The organism is Oceanobacillus sp. CF4.6, from assembly GCF_051262635.1.
Lineage (GTDB): Bacteria > Bacillota > Bacilli > Bacillales > Amphibacillaceae > Oceanobacillus.
Genome location: NZ_JBIMEX010000009.1, coordinates 92,871 through 109,802, shown reverse-complemented (window position 1 = coordinate 109,802; position 16,932 = coordinate 92,871). Strand labels below are relative to the sequence as shown.

The following is a 16,932-nucleotide window of genomic DNA, read 5'->3' as shown; positions in this document are numbered from 1 at the left end:
AAATTTGGAAATGCAATTACTTGTTAGTAAGTACTTTGAATATATATCTTAATTTCAAAAACGGCTTTACAAGAATTTGTCTCAAGGATAAAATAAGTTCATGACTGTTAGGTGAATACTTACCTTAATAATAAATTTAACTATTGAAATAAAAGGGAGTTAACAAATGAGAACGTTTTATACTTGTGATATCCATGGTGATTACAACTCATTTATATCTTTAATTAATCATGTGAACTTCAATCCGGAAAAGGACCGTCTAATTATTGGTGGAGATATGATTAATCGTGGTCCAAAGAGTGCAGAAATGTTGCAATGGGCTAAGAATAATCATGAACAATATTCGGATAGGATTCATATCCTGATTGGAAATCATGAGGAAATGATGATTTGGTTTATGAATGAGCTTTCTCCCATGTGGATGGAATTTGGTGGAGATGATACGATAGCAAGTTTCAAGAAGGTTTTTGGATCAGAGAAGGGTTGGGATGTCGCCGAAGAATATGCTAAATGGTTGGAGAGGCTACCCCTTATTTTTGAGGATGATTATGCCATTTATACGCATGCGGGTGTAAGTATCGGAGTAGACAAAGAAAACCAGCCGAGGGAAATTGTTTGGATAAACCAAAAAGAATTGCTTGAAATGGATGAAACAATTCTGAAGACCTGGACAGGTGGAAAATATGTATATCGTGGTCATAATCCCTATAACACGGTACATGTAAAAGGACAATTCATACAATGTGATCTTGGAAATGGAACATTCCCTGAAGATGCAGCTGCACTTGCATTAGTGGATGTGCAAAGCAATCGTTACTATCGTTGTTCAAAGGATGGTACTGTTACAGAGCGTTTAATTGAAGATTTTTAAAGTGATTGAAGCATTTATAGATTATAATTTTTCAAAGACACAGGAAGTACGAATTTCTGTGTTTTTTTGATGAAAAAAATCTTGTTATGTGATGAATGTCACAACATAATTTTTAAAAAAGTATATGCTTATTTATAGTAATTATTTTAGGAGGGTGCCCTTATGTCACTTTATGAATTACTTGTATTTATTCATATATTTTCTGCAATACTAGGGATGGGTCCGGGATTTGTAATGATTTTAACTGTTAAGAAGGCTACTAATATGACAGAGCTTAGACATGCTTACAAAATACGTAATCGACTTCATATCTTTACAATGGTCGGCGGAACATTATTGCTTATAACAGGAATTTGGATGGGGTTTATTCATACGTATCTTTTTACACAAGGATGGTATTGGCTGAGCCTTGCTTTATTTTTCGGGGCTTTGGCTATTGGGCCATTTGTCTTGGCACCAAGGTCCAAACCAGTTAAAGCATTATTAACGGAGTATGAAGCTGAAGAAATTCCAGATGTTTATCATATACTATCTAATAAACTTTTCTTCTTTGAACGAATCGAAAACCTTATTTTCCTGATTATCATTGCACTGATGATTCTGAAACCATTTTAATGGAGGATAGGAGTGTTTGAGCAATTTTAAAAAAGGTAACTATTGTATATATGTACGATTTATGCTATATTCGTTAAAATTTATATTTAGTTAGATTCACTACTTGAGAAAGAGAACCAATATGTTTAAGCGTCTTCAGTGGGGGATAAAATTTCCTTCGCGGAATAAAGTTGTAAATTAGGGAAAGGAGAATACTACTATGAGGAAGGTAACACTAGAACAAGTTTTTACGCATCCTGTTACACAGAAATATTTAAAAAGGTCAGGCATTGCACATGCAATTGCTGTCGCAGAATACGCATATATTTTTTCCGGACGGTTCGATGTAAATCCAGATCATGCTACGAAGGCTGCGCTGCTTCATGATATTGGGCATTATACATGGTATCGAGATGGAGAGTGGGATTATGAGTTGTACAAAGAGAATGATATTCATGCAATAAAAGGTGCTAGCAGGGCCCATAAACTGCTCATTCGCATTGGAGAAGATCGTCAGGCTGCCAAGGAAATAGCAGTTGCTATTTTGCTCCATACGGACTCTTATTTACCAAAAGGAGAACTGAAATTAAAACCATTGCAGCAGGTTGTATCATTGGCAGATGAAGCAGACGAAGAAAATGGTGGAAATCATCATTATAAACAAATCGAGGAATATGTTGCTCTCGAGCGTATAAAAGCACTGGATAAACAAATTGATTCCGCATTAACTAAGAATGCACGCTCCTCGGAAAATGTATAAAGAGCTGCCCCTCTTTTTCTCCTCTTACTCCATCTATTTTTAATCCGTTCTCATTTATCCTCTTCCGACTCCATCGGTACATTCATTTGCGGGTCATTTCGCTTGAAATCACTGCGTCTCCCATAACGAATGATATCATAGACCACTCTCCCATTACTTGGCTGTCCATCTGGGTAATACATTGGGATCGCATCAAAAAGCAAAAAATAAAAGGCGTAAAAAATAAACTGATTCCAGAATGTTTCATATTCAAGTAAGTTATTTGCCAGAAGTGCGTTAATGCCTAATGCAACAAACAAATTGGCAAGAATAGGGGAGGCGTATATAAATATATGAGCAATTTTAGTATCTCTTTCGAGCGAATCATAATGACACCAACTGTACATGAAATAAAATCTTCGTACTTCGAATATCCAAAATTTGAAGAGATAAGGACCTGAACCGATTGTAATGGATGCCTCTTTAACTCCAAAGATTTTGCCTGCAATTAAATAACCAACTTCTCTAATCATCGATACGATAGGTAAAATAATAAAAATAGAAATTGTTAATTTTAAAAAATCCATTAAACCGAACATAGTAACACCAACTTCTGTAAATATGTGAAATCCATAGGAAAAATAATCGTTCTCCTATGTTACATACAGAGAAAATACCCTCTTTTTAATAATTTAATCATAAAAAAACCCTGCTCTTAATGAACAGGATTAATTTCTTTATTCTACTGTCTCTAAATATTCTTCCAATGTAATTTCTTGGGACATGATTTCCTTTGCAGCCTTCTCACCTACAAAACGAAGATGCCATGGTTCATATTGATATTTAGTAATCTCTTCTTTTCCTTCTGGGAAACGTATAATAAAACCGTATTTTGCGGAATTTTCTTCCATCCATTTTCCTTCATCTGTATCCCCAAAGTCAGTAATTAAATCAAAGTTAACTTTAGGGCTAGTAATATCCATTGTAAGTCCAGATTGATGCTCACTTTCACCAGGACGTGCGCTGAAAGTATTTGCTGTTTCCTCCCCATGCTCGAGGGAATTGGAAGCAAAGATAGTATCCTGTCTATCATAAGAACGATAGCCAGACTGAGCAAATAGTTCAAGTCCAGCTTCATCAGCTGCAGTAAATAATTTTTCTAAAGATTTTGCAGCTGCTTCCCGCATCTGTTTTTTTGGCAAATCTTCTGTGAAAGGAAAACGGACATTAGGAACTACTAAATCCTCTGGAATATAATCTGCTGGCAGGGCGTGTTCTTTATTGATGAGTGCGAGCTGATCATAAGGGTTTGCGATAACCTCTGTACCAGCGTCTGTAAATGCAGGTTCTACTTTTTGAGGCAATCCCGAACCGGCAGTAATTGCTACGTTAGTTTCGATTACATCTTTTAATACTGTTTTTGTTGACTCATCATAAATCCCTGATGCTAACAATAAATCGCTCTGTAACTGGAAATCGGTTACAGCCCATGCGGTGGCGTCATCAAATTCACCATTCACAGTTAACTCATATCCCATATGATTGAATACAGTTTGCAGTTTTATCACTTGATCGCCTTTATCTTTCTTTTGAAGAGAGTCTTCTGGGATAAGGATAACTTGCTCTTCTTGTTCCGGATTCTTGCTTGGATCCGACGCATTCCCCTCTTGTTCCGGGGTGGGATTTGAAGGTGCTTCACTTGTTTCATCTATTTGATCAAACGTTTGATCAAATAATGAGCATGCGGACATCGTGCATAATATTGTAACTATTATAAACGAAATAGTTAGACGTTTCTTAAACATGATACATATCTCCCCTGAGAATCTGCCTTATTGTAAATTATGTTTTATAAATCATAACAGAAGTATAAACGTATAATCATTTTCTCACATATGCCTTTACAAGAACAGTAGTCAGTTAAAATACAATTCATTCGGAAAGGTTGGAAAATTTTAATAGGTTGTGAACTTGCAAGGTTATGAAAGGACTCATGTCTTCATATCTTATGTATTGCAGGGGAGGATTCAAGTATGGACATTAATGAAAGGTATCAAACAAGGGGTAGTGATCTAACTCTTACGCTGTTACTTTTTTGCTGTGCTTTATTTGTTGTATCCAGTGTTTATGTTACAACACCCTTAACTAGTCAGTTTTCTGAGATATTTCACGTAGAGCCAAGTATTGCTGCTTGGCCAACCAGCATATTTTCTGTTTTCTACGCAATTGGTTTTTTAATATTTGGACCATTATCAGATCGATTTGGGCGTAAACCTATAATTTTATTCGGGTTATGCTGTTTAACAGCAGTTTCCGTATCCATTGGATTTATCGATGACTTTCTTCTATTTGTAGTGTTGCGTGGATTGCAGGGGCTTGTGGCTGCAACATTTGCTCCCTCAGCATTGGCCTATGTGTATGATGTTTTTCCGACAAGTAAAATAGCTACCGTTATTGGCTTTATAAGTTTTGGCTTTGTGACTGCAGGAATATTCGGTCAGGTGGTGGCCGGAATTATTAATCAAACGTTTGATTGGCAGAAAATTTTTCTGATTTTTGGAGGGTTGTATTTTAGTTGCGCGATTGCTGTATACTTTCTTCTGTACGAGAATCGGGCCGAAGCTAAGAGCATGATTATAAAAGATTATTTATTAACAGTAAAACGAATATTCACAGATAAAAATTTATTACTTTGTTATCTGATTACCATGATGCTGCTTTTAACATTTATCGGGATGTACACCATACTTGGTGCATATCTGAGCAGCTCACCTTTTTATTTATCCGATAAGGAAATCCTCACTATTCGTGCAGTCGGTGTTATTGGAATGATTCTTTCTTTGTTAGCAGGAAGTCTTATCAAGAGGTATGGCCTTTTACTTGTGTTTCGAATGGGGTTGTTCATGAGCGTAGTAGGATTAGTAGCAGTCGGAATGGCAACGAATCTGGTTGTTATCGCGCTGATGAGTATTTTTTACGTAGCAGGTATTTCGATTACATTTCCCGCAATCATGTTGCTAGTCGGGGATTTTGGTGGGAAGGAGCGTGCTATGGCTGCATCTTTTTATGCTTTTATTCTATTTATAGGTGCTACTTTAGGTCCTTTACTATCAATATGGCTTATGCATAATGGAAGTTATACTATCACACTTATTGTTCTGGCTGCTCTCATGGCAATTGGACTGACGGCTTCTTTTTTTATTGATGTAGAAAAGGAGGAAGCCAGATTCTAATATAGAATCTGACTTGAATATTATTCAGCTTCGAACAACTTACAGATCTCCACAATGACATTGGATGCTTTTTCCATATTGTTCACAGAAATATATTCAAATTTGCCATGGAAGTTCTCACCGCCTGTAAAAATATTTGGGGTTGGCAATCCCATGAACGATAATTGGGAACCATCTGTTCCTCCGCGAATCGGTTCGACGATGGGATCAATGTCCAGGTTTTCCATCGCCTGACGGGCAATATCCACAATTCCTAGGACGGGCTCAATTTTTTCACCCATATTGTAATACTGGTCCGACATATTCAATTCAACAGCAGCGTCGCCATAGGTTTCTTTCATTTCCTGAACAAATTTCTGCATGGTAGTTTTTCGTTCCTCGAACTTTTCTTTGTCATGATCACGGATGATGTAATAGACCATTGCGTTTTCCACATCACCGTTAACGGAGATAAGATGATAGAAGCCTTCATAGCCTTCTGTTTGCTCCGGAGATTCATTCTCCGGGAACTTCGTGATGAATTCAGTAGCTAATTTCGCGGCATTCACCATTTTATTTTTTGCGGTACCTGGATGAACACTATTGCCTTTAAACGTTACCTTTGCTGCAGCCGCATTGAAACTTTCATATTGTAATTCACCAAGCGGACCGCCATCCACTGTATAAGCATAAGTAGCATCAAAACGTTCCACATCAAATTTATGAGGCCCACGGCCGATTTCTTCATCGGGGGTAAAGGCAACACGAATTTTCCCATGTTTGATTTCAGGGTGCTGAATGAGATGATTCATCGCAGTCATAATTTCTGCTATGCCTGCTTTATTGTCTGCACCAAGCAATGTTGTGCCGTCGGTAGTAATAAGTGTATGTCCTTTGTAGCTTGGAAGCTCAGGGAAATCCTTGGAGGATAGGACAACATTTAATGCTTGGTTCAGTATTAAATCATTTCCGTCAAAGTTTTCCACGATTTGGGGTTTCACATTTTTTCCGGTAAAGTCTGTCGCGGTATCCACGTGTGCAAGGAACCCTATAGTTGGGACTTCTTTATTTGTATTTGAAGGAAGAGTAGCCATTAAGTAGCCATTTTCATCAAAAACGACATCTTCCATACCAATACGCTTTAATTCATCGGACAATAAATGTATAAGATCCCATTGTCCTGAAGTTGAAGGTGTCTCTTTGGAATCTTCATTTGATTGTGTATCCAACTGTACGTATGTAGTAAAGCGGTCAATAATTTCTTCTCTCATTATTTTTATCGCTCCTTCTCATTTTAATATTATTTTACCATAGTATATAACGGAACTCGAAATAACTGTAAAAAGGATTCTGAATACTTTTGTCGAATTGGTATCATTAGATAAGGATGTTTTCTAAACAATCGTTGTTATGGCTAAAAAATCTATAAACTACGATGTAACTGCTGCTTGATTTCCGTTACGGACAGTTGCTTTCCGCGGGCACGGCCTCAGCCTCCTCGCGGAAGACCACCGCTGTGGGGTCTTCGGACACGTGCTTTTCCCGCAGGAGTCAACTGTCCTCCACTCCAATCAACTGCCATAATAGTGGGAATCATTCTCTAATCAATAGGTTGGTTACTAGTGGTTACTGTCATTCGACTATTGGACACCACACTAGCTCTGGGAACTATACGAAGACTCCTGCGGGAGGAAAGGCATAGGTGGGACTCTGAAATGCGTTAGCATGAAGAGGCTCACCAGCCGCCCGCGGAAAGTGAAGTATATTTCCCAGAGCGGTCGCCGAATCTTCTTATTTTATGTCGTAGTTTACCTCAACTCTTCAATGATTAAAAAGAAATAAACAAAGAGCCAAAGATAAAGATAGGAATGGAAGTGGGCGAATGATTAGACAAGTTAAACTTGAAGATGCAGAAGAGCTTGCTTCACTTGTAGAGCGGGTTGAGAGTGAGAGTCCTTACATGCTGTATGAAGCCGGGGAAAGGGAAGTTTCAGCTGGAAAACAGTCTGAAATGATCAAAGCGCTTTCTAAATCACACAATTCTACAATTGTTATAGTGGAAAAGGATGAACGGTTGGTTGGTTATCTTTTTGTAATAGGTGGGAATACAAATAGAAATAAGCATAGTGCTTACATAGTTGTAGGTATCAGAGACGAATATCAGGGAAGGGGCATCGGAACAGCATTGTTTGAGGAGCTGGAACGTTGGGCTTCTAAGCATAAAGTCTATCGACTGGAATTAACTGTAATTAAAGAAAATCGAGCTGCTGTAAAATTGTATGAGAGATCGGGATTTAGGATAGAAGGGATAAAAAGAAATTCTTTATTCATAAAAGGTAGATTTGTAGATGAATATTATATGAGTAAATTACTGGAGGGATACGATGACGAATCTAATTAGTGTGAGCAGATTAAAGAGGAGACTGGAAAACCATTTAAACAATACGGTAATTGTTGATGTCCGATTTGAGCTGGATGATCATGATGTAGGGAGAAGAATGTATCTAAAAAATCATTTGCCTGAAGCAGTATATCTGGATCTTCATAAAGATTTGTCCGGCAGGGTAGAGAAACACGGTGGTAGTCACCCACTACCAGATTTTAAACTGTTTGCATCGAAAATTGGAAATATAGGGATTGATAAAAATACAACGGTCGTTATTTACGACCAAGGCAATGAGATGTTTGCCGCAAGATTATGGTGGCTACTGGAGACAATTGGTCATGAAAGAGTGTATATTCTTGAAGGTGGCTATAATCGCTGGGTGGAAGAAGGAAATGAAGTGACAGAAAAACTTCCTTCGTTGAAAGCTAAGAAGTACCAGGCTGAAATCAATAGTAATAGAATCTTAGATATGCAGGAAGTTAAGGATAAAATGAAAACAAATTCCGCCGTATTAATTGATTCGCGGGCAAGAGAGCGATACTTAGGGGAATGGGAGCCGTTATACAGCAAAGCAGGTCACATTCCGGGCGCTAAAAATTATTATTGGAAAGATGTGCTCTCGGATGATGGTATATGGAGAAAAGGGGAAGCGCTACAAGACCATTTTGCAAGTTTGTCCAAAGAAGATGAAATCATTGTTTCCTGTGGTTCTGGTGTTTCCGCATGTCCGAATATCCTTGCATTAAAAGCAGCAGGATTTACTAATATAAAACTATATCCGGGTAGCTTTAGTGATTGGATATCCTATGATGAAAACGAAATCGATTTAGAGGAGAATTAGAATGGGTAAAGAACGTTGTGATTGGGTCACATCCGATCCTATCTATATAAACTATCATGATGACGAATGGGGTGTTCCTGTTCATGATGATAGAAAATTATTTGAAATGCTTACATTGGAAGGTGCACAGGCGGGATTAAGCTGGATTACGATATTAAAACGAAGAGAAAATTATAGAGAAGCATTTGAAAATTTTGATCCAGAGATTATCAGTAAATATGATGAGAAAATAATAGATGGTTTGCAACAAAATGCGGGTATTATTAGAAATAAAAGTAAAATAAATTCAGTTATTACAAATGCAAGGGCTTTTCTGCAAGTTCAGGAAGAGTTTGGAACCTTTGATCAGTATAGTTGGCAATTTGTTGATGGCTCTCCAATTAAAAATGATTGGGATTCACTTGCAGAAGTACCTGCAAAGACAAAAAGATCGGAGCAAATGAGTAAGGACATGAAAAAACGTGGTTTTAAGTTTGTTGGACCAACGATTTGCTATGCGTTTATGCAGGCTACAGGTATGGTAAATGACCATACGAAGGAATGTTTTTTATACCATCAAAAATGAAATAATACTTTTTAATTCAGGGTATTTCCTTAGAAGGAAATACCCTGAATTTAGTCTCACAGTTTAAATATTTTAAGTTGTTCGTTTAATCTCTCTGCAAGCGCTGAAAGTTCTTCTGCGCTATGAGAGACTTCTTCCATCGAACTTGCTGTTTGTTGTGCGGAGGCAGCTGCTTGTTCAACCCCAGCTGCAGATTCCTCTGATACGGAAGCAATTTCTTCAATTAGATGGTTCATGGAATTACTGCTAGTTGCAACATCTTTAAGATTGGCTTTTGTTTGTTTCATTTCTGTGATGTCAACTAACTGATTTACCAGTTCAGTATTTTCGTTACGCAAGTCAGAGGAATAGTTCCTTAATGAAGCTGCATAGGTGATTAGACCTTCATCAACAGCAGGGACCATCTTGTTAAAAAAAGTATCATTAATATTTTCATCATTTGCCAGGATTGAATTTAGAATTTCCTTTTGTTCATCGGTATTCAGTGTTGATTCTAAGTTGTTTGATAAAGATTGTAGCTCCTCGGTATACGCGTTAAATGAGTCGATATATTTTGTCTTTTGTGTTAATAAATAGTCGGCAATTTGTACATCTTTCTGCTGTATGGTTGAAGTTAATTGCATCATATCATTAACCAATATGCTTATCTCATCAATGGTCTTTATATCACCATTCGTTTTATTGAATTGAAAAAAAAACAACGCTACTGCCTATTAAGAATAATGCTGCAATGATAGAAATAACAGTTAAATATTTATTGCTTATGCGTATATTTTTCCAATTAAATGATTCTTTCTTGCTTTTGTTGAATCGCTTTTTACCTTTTTTCACGTTCATCTAATCCCCCCATTTAAAACAGAAATGTTCTACGTTATATATCGGAATAAACCAGCTAAGTATAAAGTCCTGTTTTAAAATTAGGTACTTTTAAATGGCAGTGTACCGAGTGAAATGAATAAAAGGTAAAGTGAAAACCAGGAGCATAAAATAGCTTCTGGTTTATTAAAAAAACTAAAGAAGTAAGTTGCGCGTACGTATTATCTATCCGAAAACCCGCTTCACAACTGCCTCGTACTCCTTGAAATAATCTGGAATGTCTTCGTCAGTTAACCCAACATACATATTCTTAACGATGGATTGGTTATACCATAATTGCTCATTAAACCCCGCATTAAAATTTTTCCAAATAGCATCTCCTTGTTGCTTCAAGTCTTCTTCAAGGCCGATTAGATTATCCAGTTTATCTGCTATAATTAAATATTTAATCCCCTTTTCAGCATTCGTTACCGTGTCAATCGTATGCTGTTTACGTTCTCGCCACGACTTTGACTTGTCCTCTGTATGAGCTGCAACAATATGAGAAATTTCAGGACCGAATTCTCTTTCGATATCCTCTATCTCTACGGGTGTATCTTCCACTACATCATGCAAATATCCAGCACAAATTAGTTCATCACTATACCCTGCTGCTTCCAGTCTTTCTGCTACACGTATTGGATGGGTTATATATGGTGCATCTGAATTTTTCCGAGTTTGTTCTTTATGTGCCTTGGATGCATATTCTTTAGCCTTTTCTTTCAATATTTCCCTCTCCTTTATTCTCAATTTAATAACCTAAATATACCATAGGATTAGTGAGAGCTCTTTCTTTCATTTTATAGGCTAAACAAGTAAACTATAAAGTAAAGATTTTAAAATTAGTGGAGGTACCACCTATGGAAAAAGGAATCAATCAACGGAAAACCGAGCATATTCGCCTTTGTTTAACTGGAAATGTAGAAGGTGTTAATAAGTCTACTGGCCTTGAAGGAATTCATTTTATACATAATGCATTACCAGAAATAAATTTTGATGATATTACGCTGGAAACAAGCTTTTTAAATAAGAAACTCCAAGCGCCGTTTCTAGTAAGTTCAATGACTGGCGGTTCAGAGCTTGCTGCAACGATTAATCAAAACCTTGCTCTAGCTGCTGAGAGAAATGGTTGGGCACTTGCGATTGGATCAACACGAGCCTTTCTGGAAAGTGATAAACATAAAGAGTCTTTCCTTATTCGAGAACAGGCGCCTACTGCTCCTTTGATCGTTAATATTGGTGCAGTACAATTTAACTATGGTTATGGTCCGGAAGAATGCCAAAGGATTATTGATAAAACTGGTGCGGACTCGATTGTACTTCATTTGAATAGCTTGCAAGAAGCAGTTCAGGACGGAGGAGATTTAAACTTTGAAAATCTGCTTCCTAAGATTGAACAAGTTTGTAAAACACTGGATGCACCAGTGGGCGTCAAAGAGGTTGGATTTGGAATTGATGGTGTAGTTGCAGAAAAGTTATACAATGCTGGAATATCCTATATAGATGTTGCTGGAGCAGGTGGAACTTCCTGGAGTCAGGTGGAAAAACTGCGTTCGCGCGACCCACTAAAAAAAGCGGCTGCCGAAGCATTTAATAGTTGGGGGAATCCAACGAAAGACTGCATTGTATCTGTACGCAGCAAACTTCCAGATGCACCACTTGTTGCAAGTGGTGGAATGAAAACAGGTGTGGATGCAGCAAAAGCCATTACGATTGGAGCCGATATCATCGGTTTCGCACGTCAATTGCTGAAGGCGGCTACTGAATCAGAAGAAGCTGTGAAACAAACAATGGATCAAATTGAACTTGAACTGAAGATGACGATGTTTGGTATAGGCGTAAAAAATCTGGAAGAATTAAGAAATACAAATCGCGTCAGTGTCATGGGGCAATCTTTAATGAAAGAAAACAGCTAAGGCCAAGATCAGGGCTTTGGCTGTTTTTCTTTTAGAAAGTTTTCTAAACGATTGAGACCGCAATTACTCGTCCTACCGAGTGAATTGTGGTTAAATTGCGAAGTAACTGCTATCTTGCCGTCCGGGATCGCTCTGGGCGGATGCTTTCCGCGGGCACGGCCTCAGCCCCGAAGAGAAAACCACTCTTCTGGTCTTCGGACACGTGCTGTTCCCGCAGGAGTCACCGCCCGCCGCTCCCCCGGACTGGTGAAGCTTAGTGATATGAATTTTATAAATCACTAATGCAGTTATCAGTTTGTAAGCTTAAAACCAGCTCTGGGGAAATATACGAAGACTCCAGCGGGAGGAAAGGCATCGGTGAGACCCGGAGTGCGTTAGCACGAGGGGGCTCACCAGCCGCCCGCGGAAAGCGAAGTATATTTCCCCAGTGCGGTCGCCGAAGTTCCTATCTAATGATTATGTCTGGCTTTTCAATATAACTATGTTTTACAGACTGGAACTAGGGTAAAAGTAAAGTAAAAAAACAAGGAGAGAAATAAAATGCCGTGGACTTTAAATGATTACCCAACTTCCATGAAAAATCTAAATGAAGTTAAGAAGAAGAAAGCCATTGACATTGCCAATGCTATGGTGGATGAAGGTTATGAAGAAGGACGGGCAATTCCGATAGCCATAGAGCAAGCAAAGGAATGGCATGAAAATGCATCAAAAGATGAAATCGATGATTATAGAAAACATGGTAAGCCAACAAAACGTTCAAAAGAAGGAAAAAAATATGACAGCAATCCTGAACGTATGGAAGAAGGGGAAGAGGTTGTAATACATGAGGATGGCTGGGCTGTAAAGTCAAGTGGTTCCGAACGTGCAAGCGAAGTTTTTGATAATAAAGAGGAAGCAATCAAAAGAGCCCGGGAAATAGCTGAAAACAAAGGTACATCATTATCAATTTATAAACAGGATGGATCGGTGCAGGATGAACAATCATTTAATAATTAAATCAATACGGTAAAGGCTACTCTATAGTAGGTAGTCTTTTTATATGCCTTAGTAACAAGTCATCTTTCCATTTGTTCGTATAAGCATATTATTATTATGGTGACTTTGCCGTGTGCTACAATATTTAAAGAAACGAGGTGTGTTTTATGAAGATTGAAGTTTGGTCCGATTTTGTATGTCCGTTCTGTTATATTGGAAAACGCAGACTGGAAAATGCTATGGAACAGTTTCCGCATCGTGAAAGTATATCAGTAGAATATAAAAGTTATCAGCTTGACCCGACTGCAAAGCATATACCTGGTAAAGATTTTTATGAAACATTTTCTGAACTAAAGGGAATGCCTCTTGAACAGGTTAAAACCATGAATCAACAAGTTGGTCAGCAAGCTGCAAGTGTTGGATTAACATACCATTTTGATGATATGAAATATGCAAATACCTTTGATGCTCATCGAGTAGCTAAATACGCTGAGAGTCAAGGGAAAGGAAAAGAAATTACCGAACGATTTCTATATGCTTATTTTACCGAATCGGAGCTTATGAGCGATAAGGATACATTAATCAGACTGGCTGGAGAAGTGGGATTGGATAAAGAAGAGGTTGAAAAGGTAGTACTTTCCGATAAATACAGAAATCGAGTAAATGAAGATATTGATACTGCCCGTCAAATTGGAGTACAAGGAGTACCATTTTTTGTATTCAATGAAAAATATGCGGTTTCCGGGGCCCAACCTCTAGAAGTGTTTTCAGAAGTACTGGAAAAAATATGGGATGAAGAGAAAGAAAAACCAGTATTGCAGTCACTGAACCCCAAAAAATCAGAAACTTCCTATTGTACGGATGAGGGCTGCGATGTTGATCATAAATAATTAGTGTATCGCGAAGAAGAATATTCGCGATACGCTTTTTTATGCTTAAATTATTATTGGAAAATGTGCTTATTTTTATTGACGGTAACTGTAATTCTGTTATACTGATAATTGTAAGGCTAATTGATAATGAATATCATTCTTATTTAGAGTGATTTAAAGGTAATAATTATTATTAATAACACTTATTGAAAGTGTTAACAATCTTGGGGATACAGGAAAGACGCTGTTCTAGTCTAACTTTCTACTAAAGTGAAACACAGCGCTTTTTGAAGAGAAGGGCAGTTTATGAAGATAAGGTATTTAATTCTAGCATTAGTGATTTTTTCATTTGCATCCGTTTTTATAGGTGTTTCTAATTTATCACCTCTGGACATATTTAATTTAACTGAAGCACAGCAGCAAGTATTACTTGTGAGCAGAATTCCGCGACTGTTGAGTATTATTGTTGCAGGAATGAGTATGAGTATTGTTGGCTTGATTATGCAGCAATTAACGAGAAATAAGTTTGTATCCCCAACTACTGCAGGTACTTTGGATGCTGCTAGGCTGGGTGTTCTTGTTTCTATGATGATTTTCGCTGCAGCCAGCCCATTGGAAAAAATGCTTGTATCATTTGCTTTTGCTTTGTTGGGTACATTCATTTTTATGAAAATCCTTGAGAAAATCAAATTCAAGGATGCTATATTTATCCCCTTAATTGGCTTGATGTTTGGGAATATCATCAGTTCCATATCCACATTTTTCGCTTATCAGAATGATCTTATCCAGAATATGTCATCCTGGATGCAGGGAGATTTCTCCATGATTATGAGCGGAAATTATGAATTAATGTTTATAAGTGTGCCTGTCCTGTTTTTAGCATATATTTATGCCAATAAGTTTACGATTGCAGGTATGGGCGAAGATTTTTCGAAAAACCTTGGTCTCAACTACAGGCAAGTAGTAAATCTTGGATTGATCATTAGTGCATTGGTTACTGCATCCGTAGTACTATCAGTTGGTGTTATTCCATTTCTTGGCTTGATCATACCAAACATTGTTACCATCTATCAGGGAGACCATTTAAAGAAGTCATTATTACATACGGCATTGCTAGGTGCGGTATTTGTCCTGTTTTGCGATATCGTCGGCAGAATTATCATTTATCCTTATGAAATTCCAATCAGCTTGACCGTTGGGGTTATAGGTAGTGGAATCTTCATCTATCTATTATTAAGGAGAAAAAAATATGGGCTTTAAAAAGAAAACAATCATCCTTGCCGTAGTCGCATTCTTACTAGCAATGTTATATATATTTTATGATCTAAGTGGAAATATTGAATATATATTACCGAGAAGAATTATTAAGGTGTTAGCCATCGTCCTCACTGGTGGGGCCATCGCTTTCTCAACTGTTGTCTTTATGACAATTACGAATAACAGAATTCTGACGCCAAGTGTACTTGGACTTGATTCTCTCTATATGTTGATTCAAACATTTATTATTTTTATTTTCGGTGCTAATTCACTTGTTATGATGAATAGTGATATTAATTATCTTATTTCAATTGGCATCATGGTGTTATTCTCATTATTCCTCTATCGTTTCCTGTTTAAAGGAGAAAAAAACAACATTTATTTTCTGCTTTTAATTGGGATGATACTTGGCACATTCTTTGGGAGTTTTACAGATTTCATGCAGGTGCTCATTGATCCGAATGAATTTATGGTTGCGCAAGATCAGATGTTTGCGAGTATCAACAATGTGAATACAGATTTGGTTTATCTGTCTGTCATTATTATCTCAGCTGTTACGCTATATTTCCTTCGTTTTTATAAATACCTGGATGTTATAGCACTGGGAAAGGATGAGGCAATAAACCTTGGAGTTCCTTATGATTATGTGGTTAAGCGGTTATTGATTATCGTAGCAATTTTGATATCGATATCCACTGCACTTATCGGTCCGATTACGTTTCTCGGTTTACTGGTTGTGAACGTGGCGTACGAATTAATGAAAACCTATCGTCACTTTTATATAATACTCAGCTCTGTTTTTATAAGTATAATTGCTTTACTGGGCGGGCAGTTCGTTGTAGAAAAAGTATTTACATTTGATACGACGATCAGCGTTATTATCAACTTTATCGGTGGCATGTACTTTATATATCTTTTGTTAAAGGAGAATAAAAAATGGTAGATTTGAAAAATGTGTTTAAAGCATATAACAAAAAGAACGTAATCGAGGATGTTTCAGTGGAAATCAAAAAAGGAACAATCACATCTTTTATCGGTCCTAACGGTGCTGGTAAAAGTACGTTAATCTCCATGATCAGCCGCCTAATAGCAAAAGATAATGGTGCCATAACAATAGATGGTCAAGACATTATGCATACAAAGAATAACGAACTGGCTAAAAAGATTTCAATCCTTAAACAATCCAATGCAATCAATCTGAAATTAACAATTCGTGAACTGGTTTCGTTCGGTCGTTTTCCTTATTCTCAGGGTAAATTAAAGAAAGAAGATAATGAGAAAATTGATGAAGCAATTGATTATATGGAGCTTGGTGAAATGCAAGATAAGTATCTGGATGAATTAAGTGGCGGCCAACGTCAACGCGCACATATTGCAATGGTTCTTGCTCAGGATACCGAGTATATTTTACTTGATGAACCATTGAATAATCTTGATATGCGTCATTCCGTACAAATCATGAAAACATTACGTAAGCTTGTAAATGAAATGGGTAAAACCATTCTCCTTGTTATTCATGATATTAACTTTGCATCATGCTACTCAGACCAAATCGTAGCCCTGAAAGATGGAAAAATTGTCAAACAGGGACGCACATGTGACGTAATCGACAAATGTGTGCTTAAAGAGATCTACGATATGGATATTGACATCAAAGAAATAGATGATAGACGTATTTGTGTGTATTTCTAATAACAATGAAATGTGATTGTGTGGATAAAGAATTTTTATTTTAAACAAAATGAGAGCAAAAAAAAGCCCCTTATAACTGAATAGTCAACTGACCAAACGGTTATAAAGGACCAATAACTTACCTTTAGTTTACCTCATCTAAATGATTTGGTAAATG

General features: G+C 37.2%; 17 protein-coding genes and 1 pseudogene. 13 read left to right on the top strand and 5 right to left on the bottom strand.

The window, feature by feature from the left end; genetic code table 11:
- The first annotated feature begins 166 nt into the window (after positions 1–166).
- From ACHABU_RS14310 to ACHABU_RS14300, 3 genes are all read left to right on the top strand, one after another.
- A complete protein-coding gene (locus ACHABU_RS14310) occupies positions 167–871 on the top strand; it encodes a metallophosphoesterase (RefSeq protein ID WP_435765572.1) in 705 nt (234 codons plus the stop codon).
- Positions 872–1,033: 162 nt separating this feature from the next.
- The gene (locus ACHABU_RS14305; protein WP_435765571.1) at positions 1,034–1,486 is read left to right on the top strand and encodes a DUF2269 family protein; all 453 of its coding nucleotides are present in this window, start codon (positions 1,034–1,036) and stop codon (positions 1,484–1,486) included.
- 199 nt (positions 1,487–1,685) lie between these two features.
- Positions 1,686–2,225, top strand: coding sequence for an HD domain-containing protein (locus ACHABU_RS14300; RefSeq protein ID WP_435765570.1), 540 nt, complete (start codon positions 1,686–1,688; stop codon positions 2,223–2,225).
- 50 nt (positions 2,226–2,275) lie between these two features.
- Here ACHABU_RS14300 and ACHABU_RS14295 read toward each other — a convergent pair whose 3' ends face one another.
- Complete coding sequence (locus ACHABU_RS14295; RefSeq protein WP_435765569.1) at positions 2,276–2,803, bottom strand: hypothetical protein; 528 nt, start codon at positions 2,801–2,803, stop codon at positions 2,276–2,278.
- 138 nt (positions 2,804–2,941) lie between these two features.
- Positions 2,942–4,009: a D-alanyl-D-alanine carboxypeptidase family protein gene (locus ACHABU_RS14290; RefSeq protein WP_435765568.1), complete on the bottom strand. Its 1,068-nt coding sequence runs from the start codon at positions 4,007–4,009 to the stop codon at positions 2,942–2,944.
- A gap of 228 nt (positions 4,010–4,237) precedes the next feature.
- Between ACHABU_RS14290 and ACHABU_RS14285 the strand changes: the two genes are divergently transcribed.
- On the top strand, positions 4,238–5,437 hold the full coding sequence (locus tag ACHABU_RS14285; RefSeq protein ID WP_435765567.1) for an MFS transporter: 1,200 nt from the start codon (positions 4,238–4,240) through the stop codon (positions 5,435–5,437).
- Between the two features lie 20 nt (positions 5,438–5,457).
- On the opposite strand, the gene pepT is transcribed toward ACHABU_RS14285, so the two are convergent.
- Complete coding sequence (gene pepT / locus ACHABU_RS14280) at positions 5,458–6,687, bottom strand: peptidase T (protein WP_435765566.1); 1,230 nt, start codon at positions 6,685–6,687, stop codon at positions 5,458–5,460.
- A 584-nt stretch (positions 6,688–7,271) separates the two neighbouring features.
- Here pepT and ACHABU_RS14275 point away from each other — a divergent pair.
- The 3 genes and pseudogenes from ACHABU_RS14275 to ACHABU_RS14265 all read left to right on the top strand — a co-directional run.
- Positions 7,272–7,817, top strand: a pseudogene (locus ACHABU_RS14275) (N-acetyltransferase family protein); the annotation flags it as partial.
- A complete protein-coding gene (locus ACHABU_RS14270) occupies positions 7,801–8,643 on the top strand; it encodes a sulfurtransferase (RefSeq protein ID WP_435765565.1) in 843 nt (280 codons plus the stop codon). The pseudogene ACHABU_RS14275 and the gene ACHABU_RS14270, both read left to right, overlap by 17 nt.
- Before the next feature lies 1 nt (position 8,644).
- Positions 8,645–9,208 carry a DNA-3-methyladenine glycosylase I gene (locus tag ACHABU_RS14265; RefSeq protein WP_435765564.1) on the top strand — a complete coding sequence of 188 codons (564 nt, stop codon included), beginning with the start codon at positions 8,645–8,647 and terminating at the stop codon, positions 9,206–9,208.
- Between the two features lie 56 nt (positions 9,209–9,264).
- Here the strand turns inward: ACHABU_RS14265 and ACHABU_RS14260 are convergent, their stop codons facing one another.
- Together ACHABU_RS14260 and ACHABU_RS14255 are read right to left on the bottom strand one after the other, a co-directional pair.
- Positions 9,265–9,909 carry a hypothetical protein gene (locus ACHABU_RS14260; RefSeq protein WP_435765563.1) on the bottom strand — a complete coding sequence of 215 codons (645 nt, stop codon included), beginning with the start codon at positions 9,907–9,909 and terminating at the stop codon, positions 9,265–9,267.
- Between the two features lie 340 nt (positions 9,910–10,249).
- On the bottom strand, positions 10,250–10,789 hold the full coding sequence (locus tag ACHABU_RS14255; protein ID WP_435765562.1) for an HD domain-containing protein: 540 nt from the start codon (positions 10,787–10,789) through the stop codon (positions 10,250–10,252).
- Between the two features lie 134 nt (positions 10,790–10,923).
- Here ACHABU_RS14255 and fni point away from each other — a divergent pair, with 134 nt between their 5' ends.
- The 6 genes from fni (at position 10,924) to ACHABU_RS14225 (ending at position 16,775) form a co-directional block, all read left to right on the top strand.
- A complete protein-coding gene (gene fni / locus ACHABU_RS14250) occupies positions 10,924–11,979 on the top strand; it encodes a type 2 isopentenyl-diphosphate Delta-isomerase (RefSeq protein ID WP_435765561.1) in 1,056 nt (351 codons plus the stop codon).
- A 540-nt stretch (positions 11,980–12,519) separates the two neighbouring features.
- Positions 12,520–12,975, top strand: a complete 456-nt coding sequence (locus ACHABU_RS14245; RefSeq protein WP_435765560.1) for a DUF2188 domain-containing protein — start codon at positions 12,520–12,522, stop codon at positions 12,973–12,975.
- A gap of 146 nt (positions 12,976–13,121) precedes the next feature.
- Complete coding sequence (locus ACHABU_RS14240) at positions 13,122–13,844, top strand: DsbA family oxidoreductase (RefSeq protein ID WP_435765559.1); 723 nt, start codon at positions 13,122–13,124, stop codon at positions 13,842–13,844.
- A gap of 288 nt (positions 13,845–14,132) precedes the next feature.
- Positions 14,133–15,086 carry an ABC transporter permease gene (locus tag ACHABU_RS14235; RefSeq protein WP_435765558.1) on the top strand — a complete coding sequence of 318 codons (954 nt, stop codon included), beginning with the start codon at positions 14,133–14,135 and terminating at the stop codon, positions 15,084–15,086.
- Positions 15,076–16,026 (top strand): iron chelate uptake ABC transporter family permease subunit, encoded by a 951-nt coding sequence (locus ACHABU_RS14230; protein WP_435765557.1) that lies wholly within the window; start codon positions 15,076–15,078, stop codon positions 16,024–16,026. Before ACHABU_RS14235 ends, ACHABU_RS14230 begins: the two co-directional genes overlap by 11 nt.
- Entirely contained in the window at positions 16,020–16,775 is a 756-nt protein-coding gene (locus ACHABU_RS14225) for an iron ABC transporter ATP-binding protein (protein ID WP_435765556.1), read from the top strand. The genes ACHABU_RS14230 and ACHABU_RS14225 overlap by 7 nt, the downstream gene beginning before the upstream one ends.
- Positions 16,776–16,932: the final 157 nt, after the last annotated feature.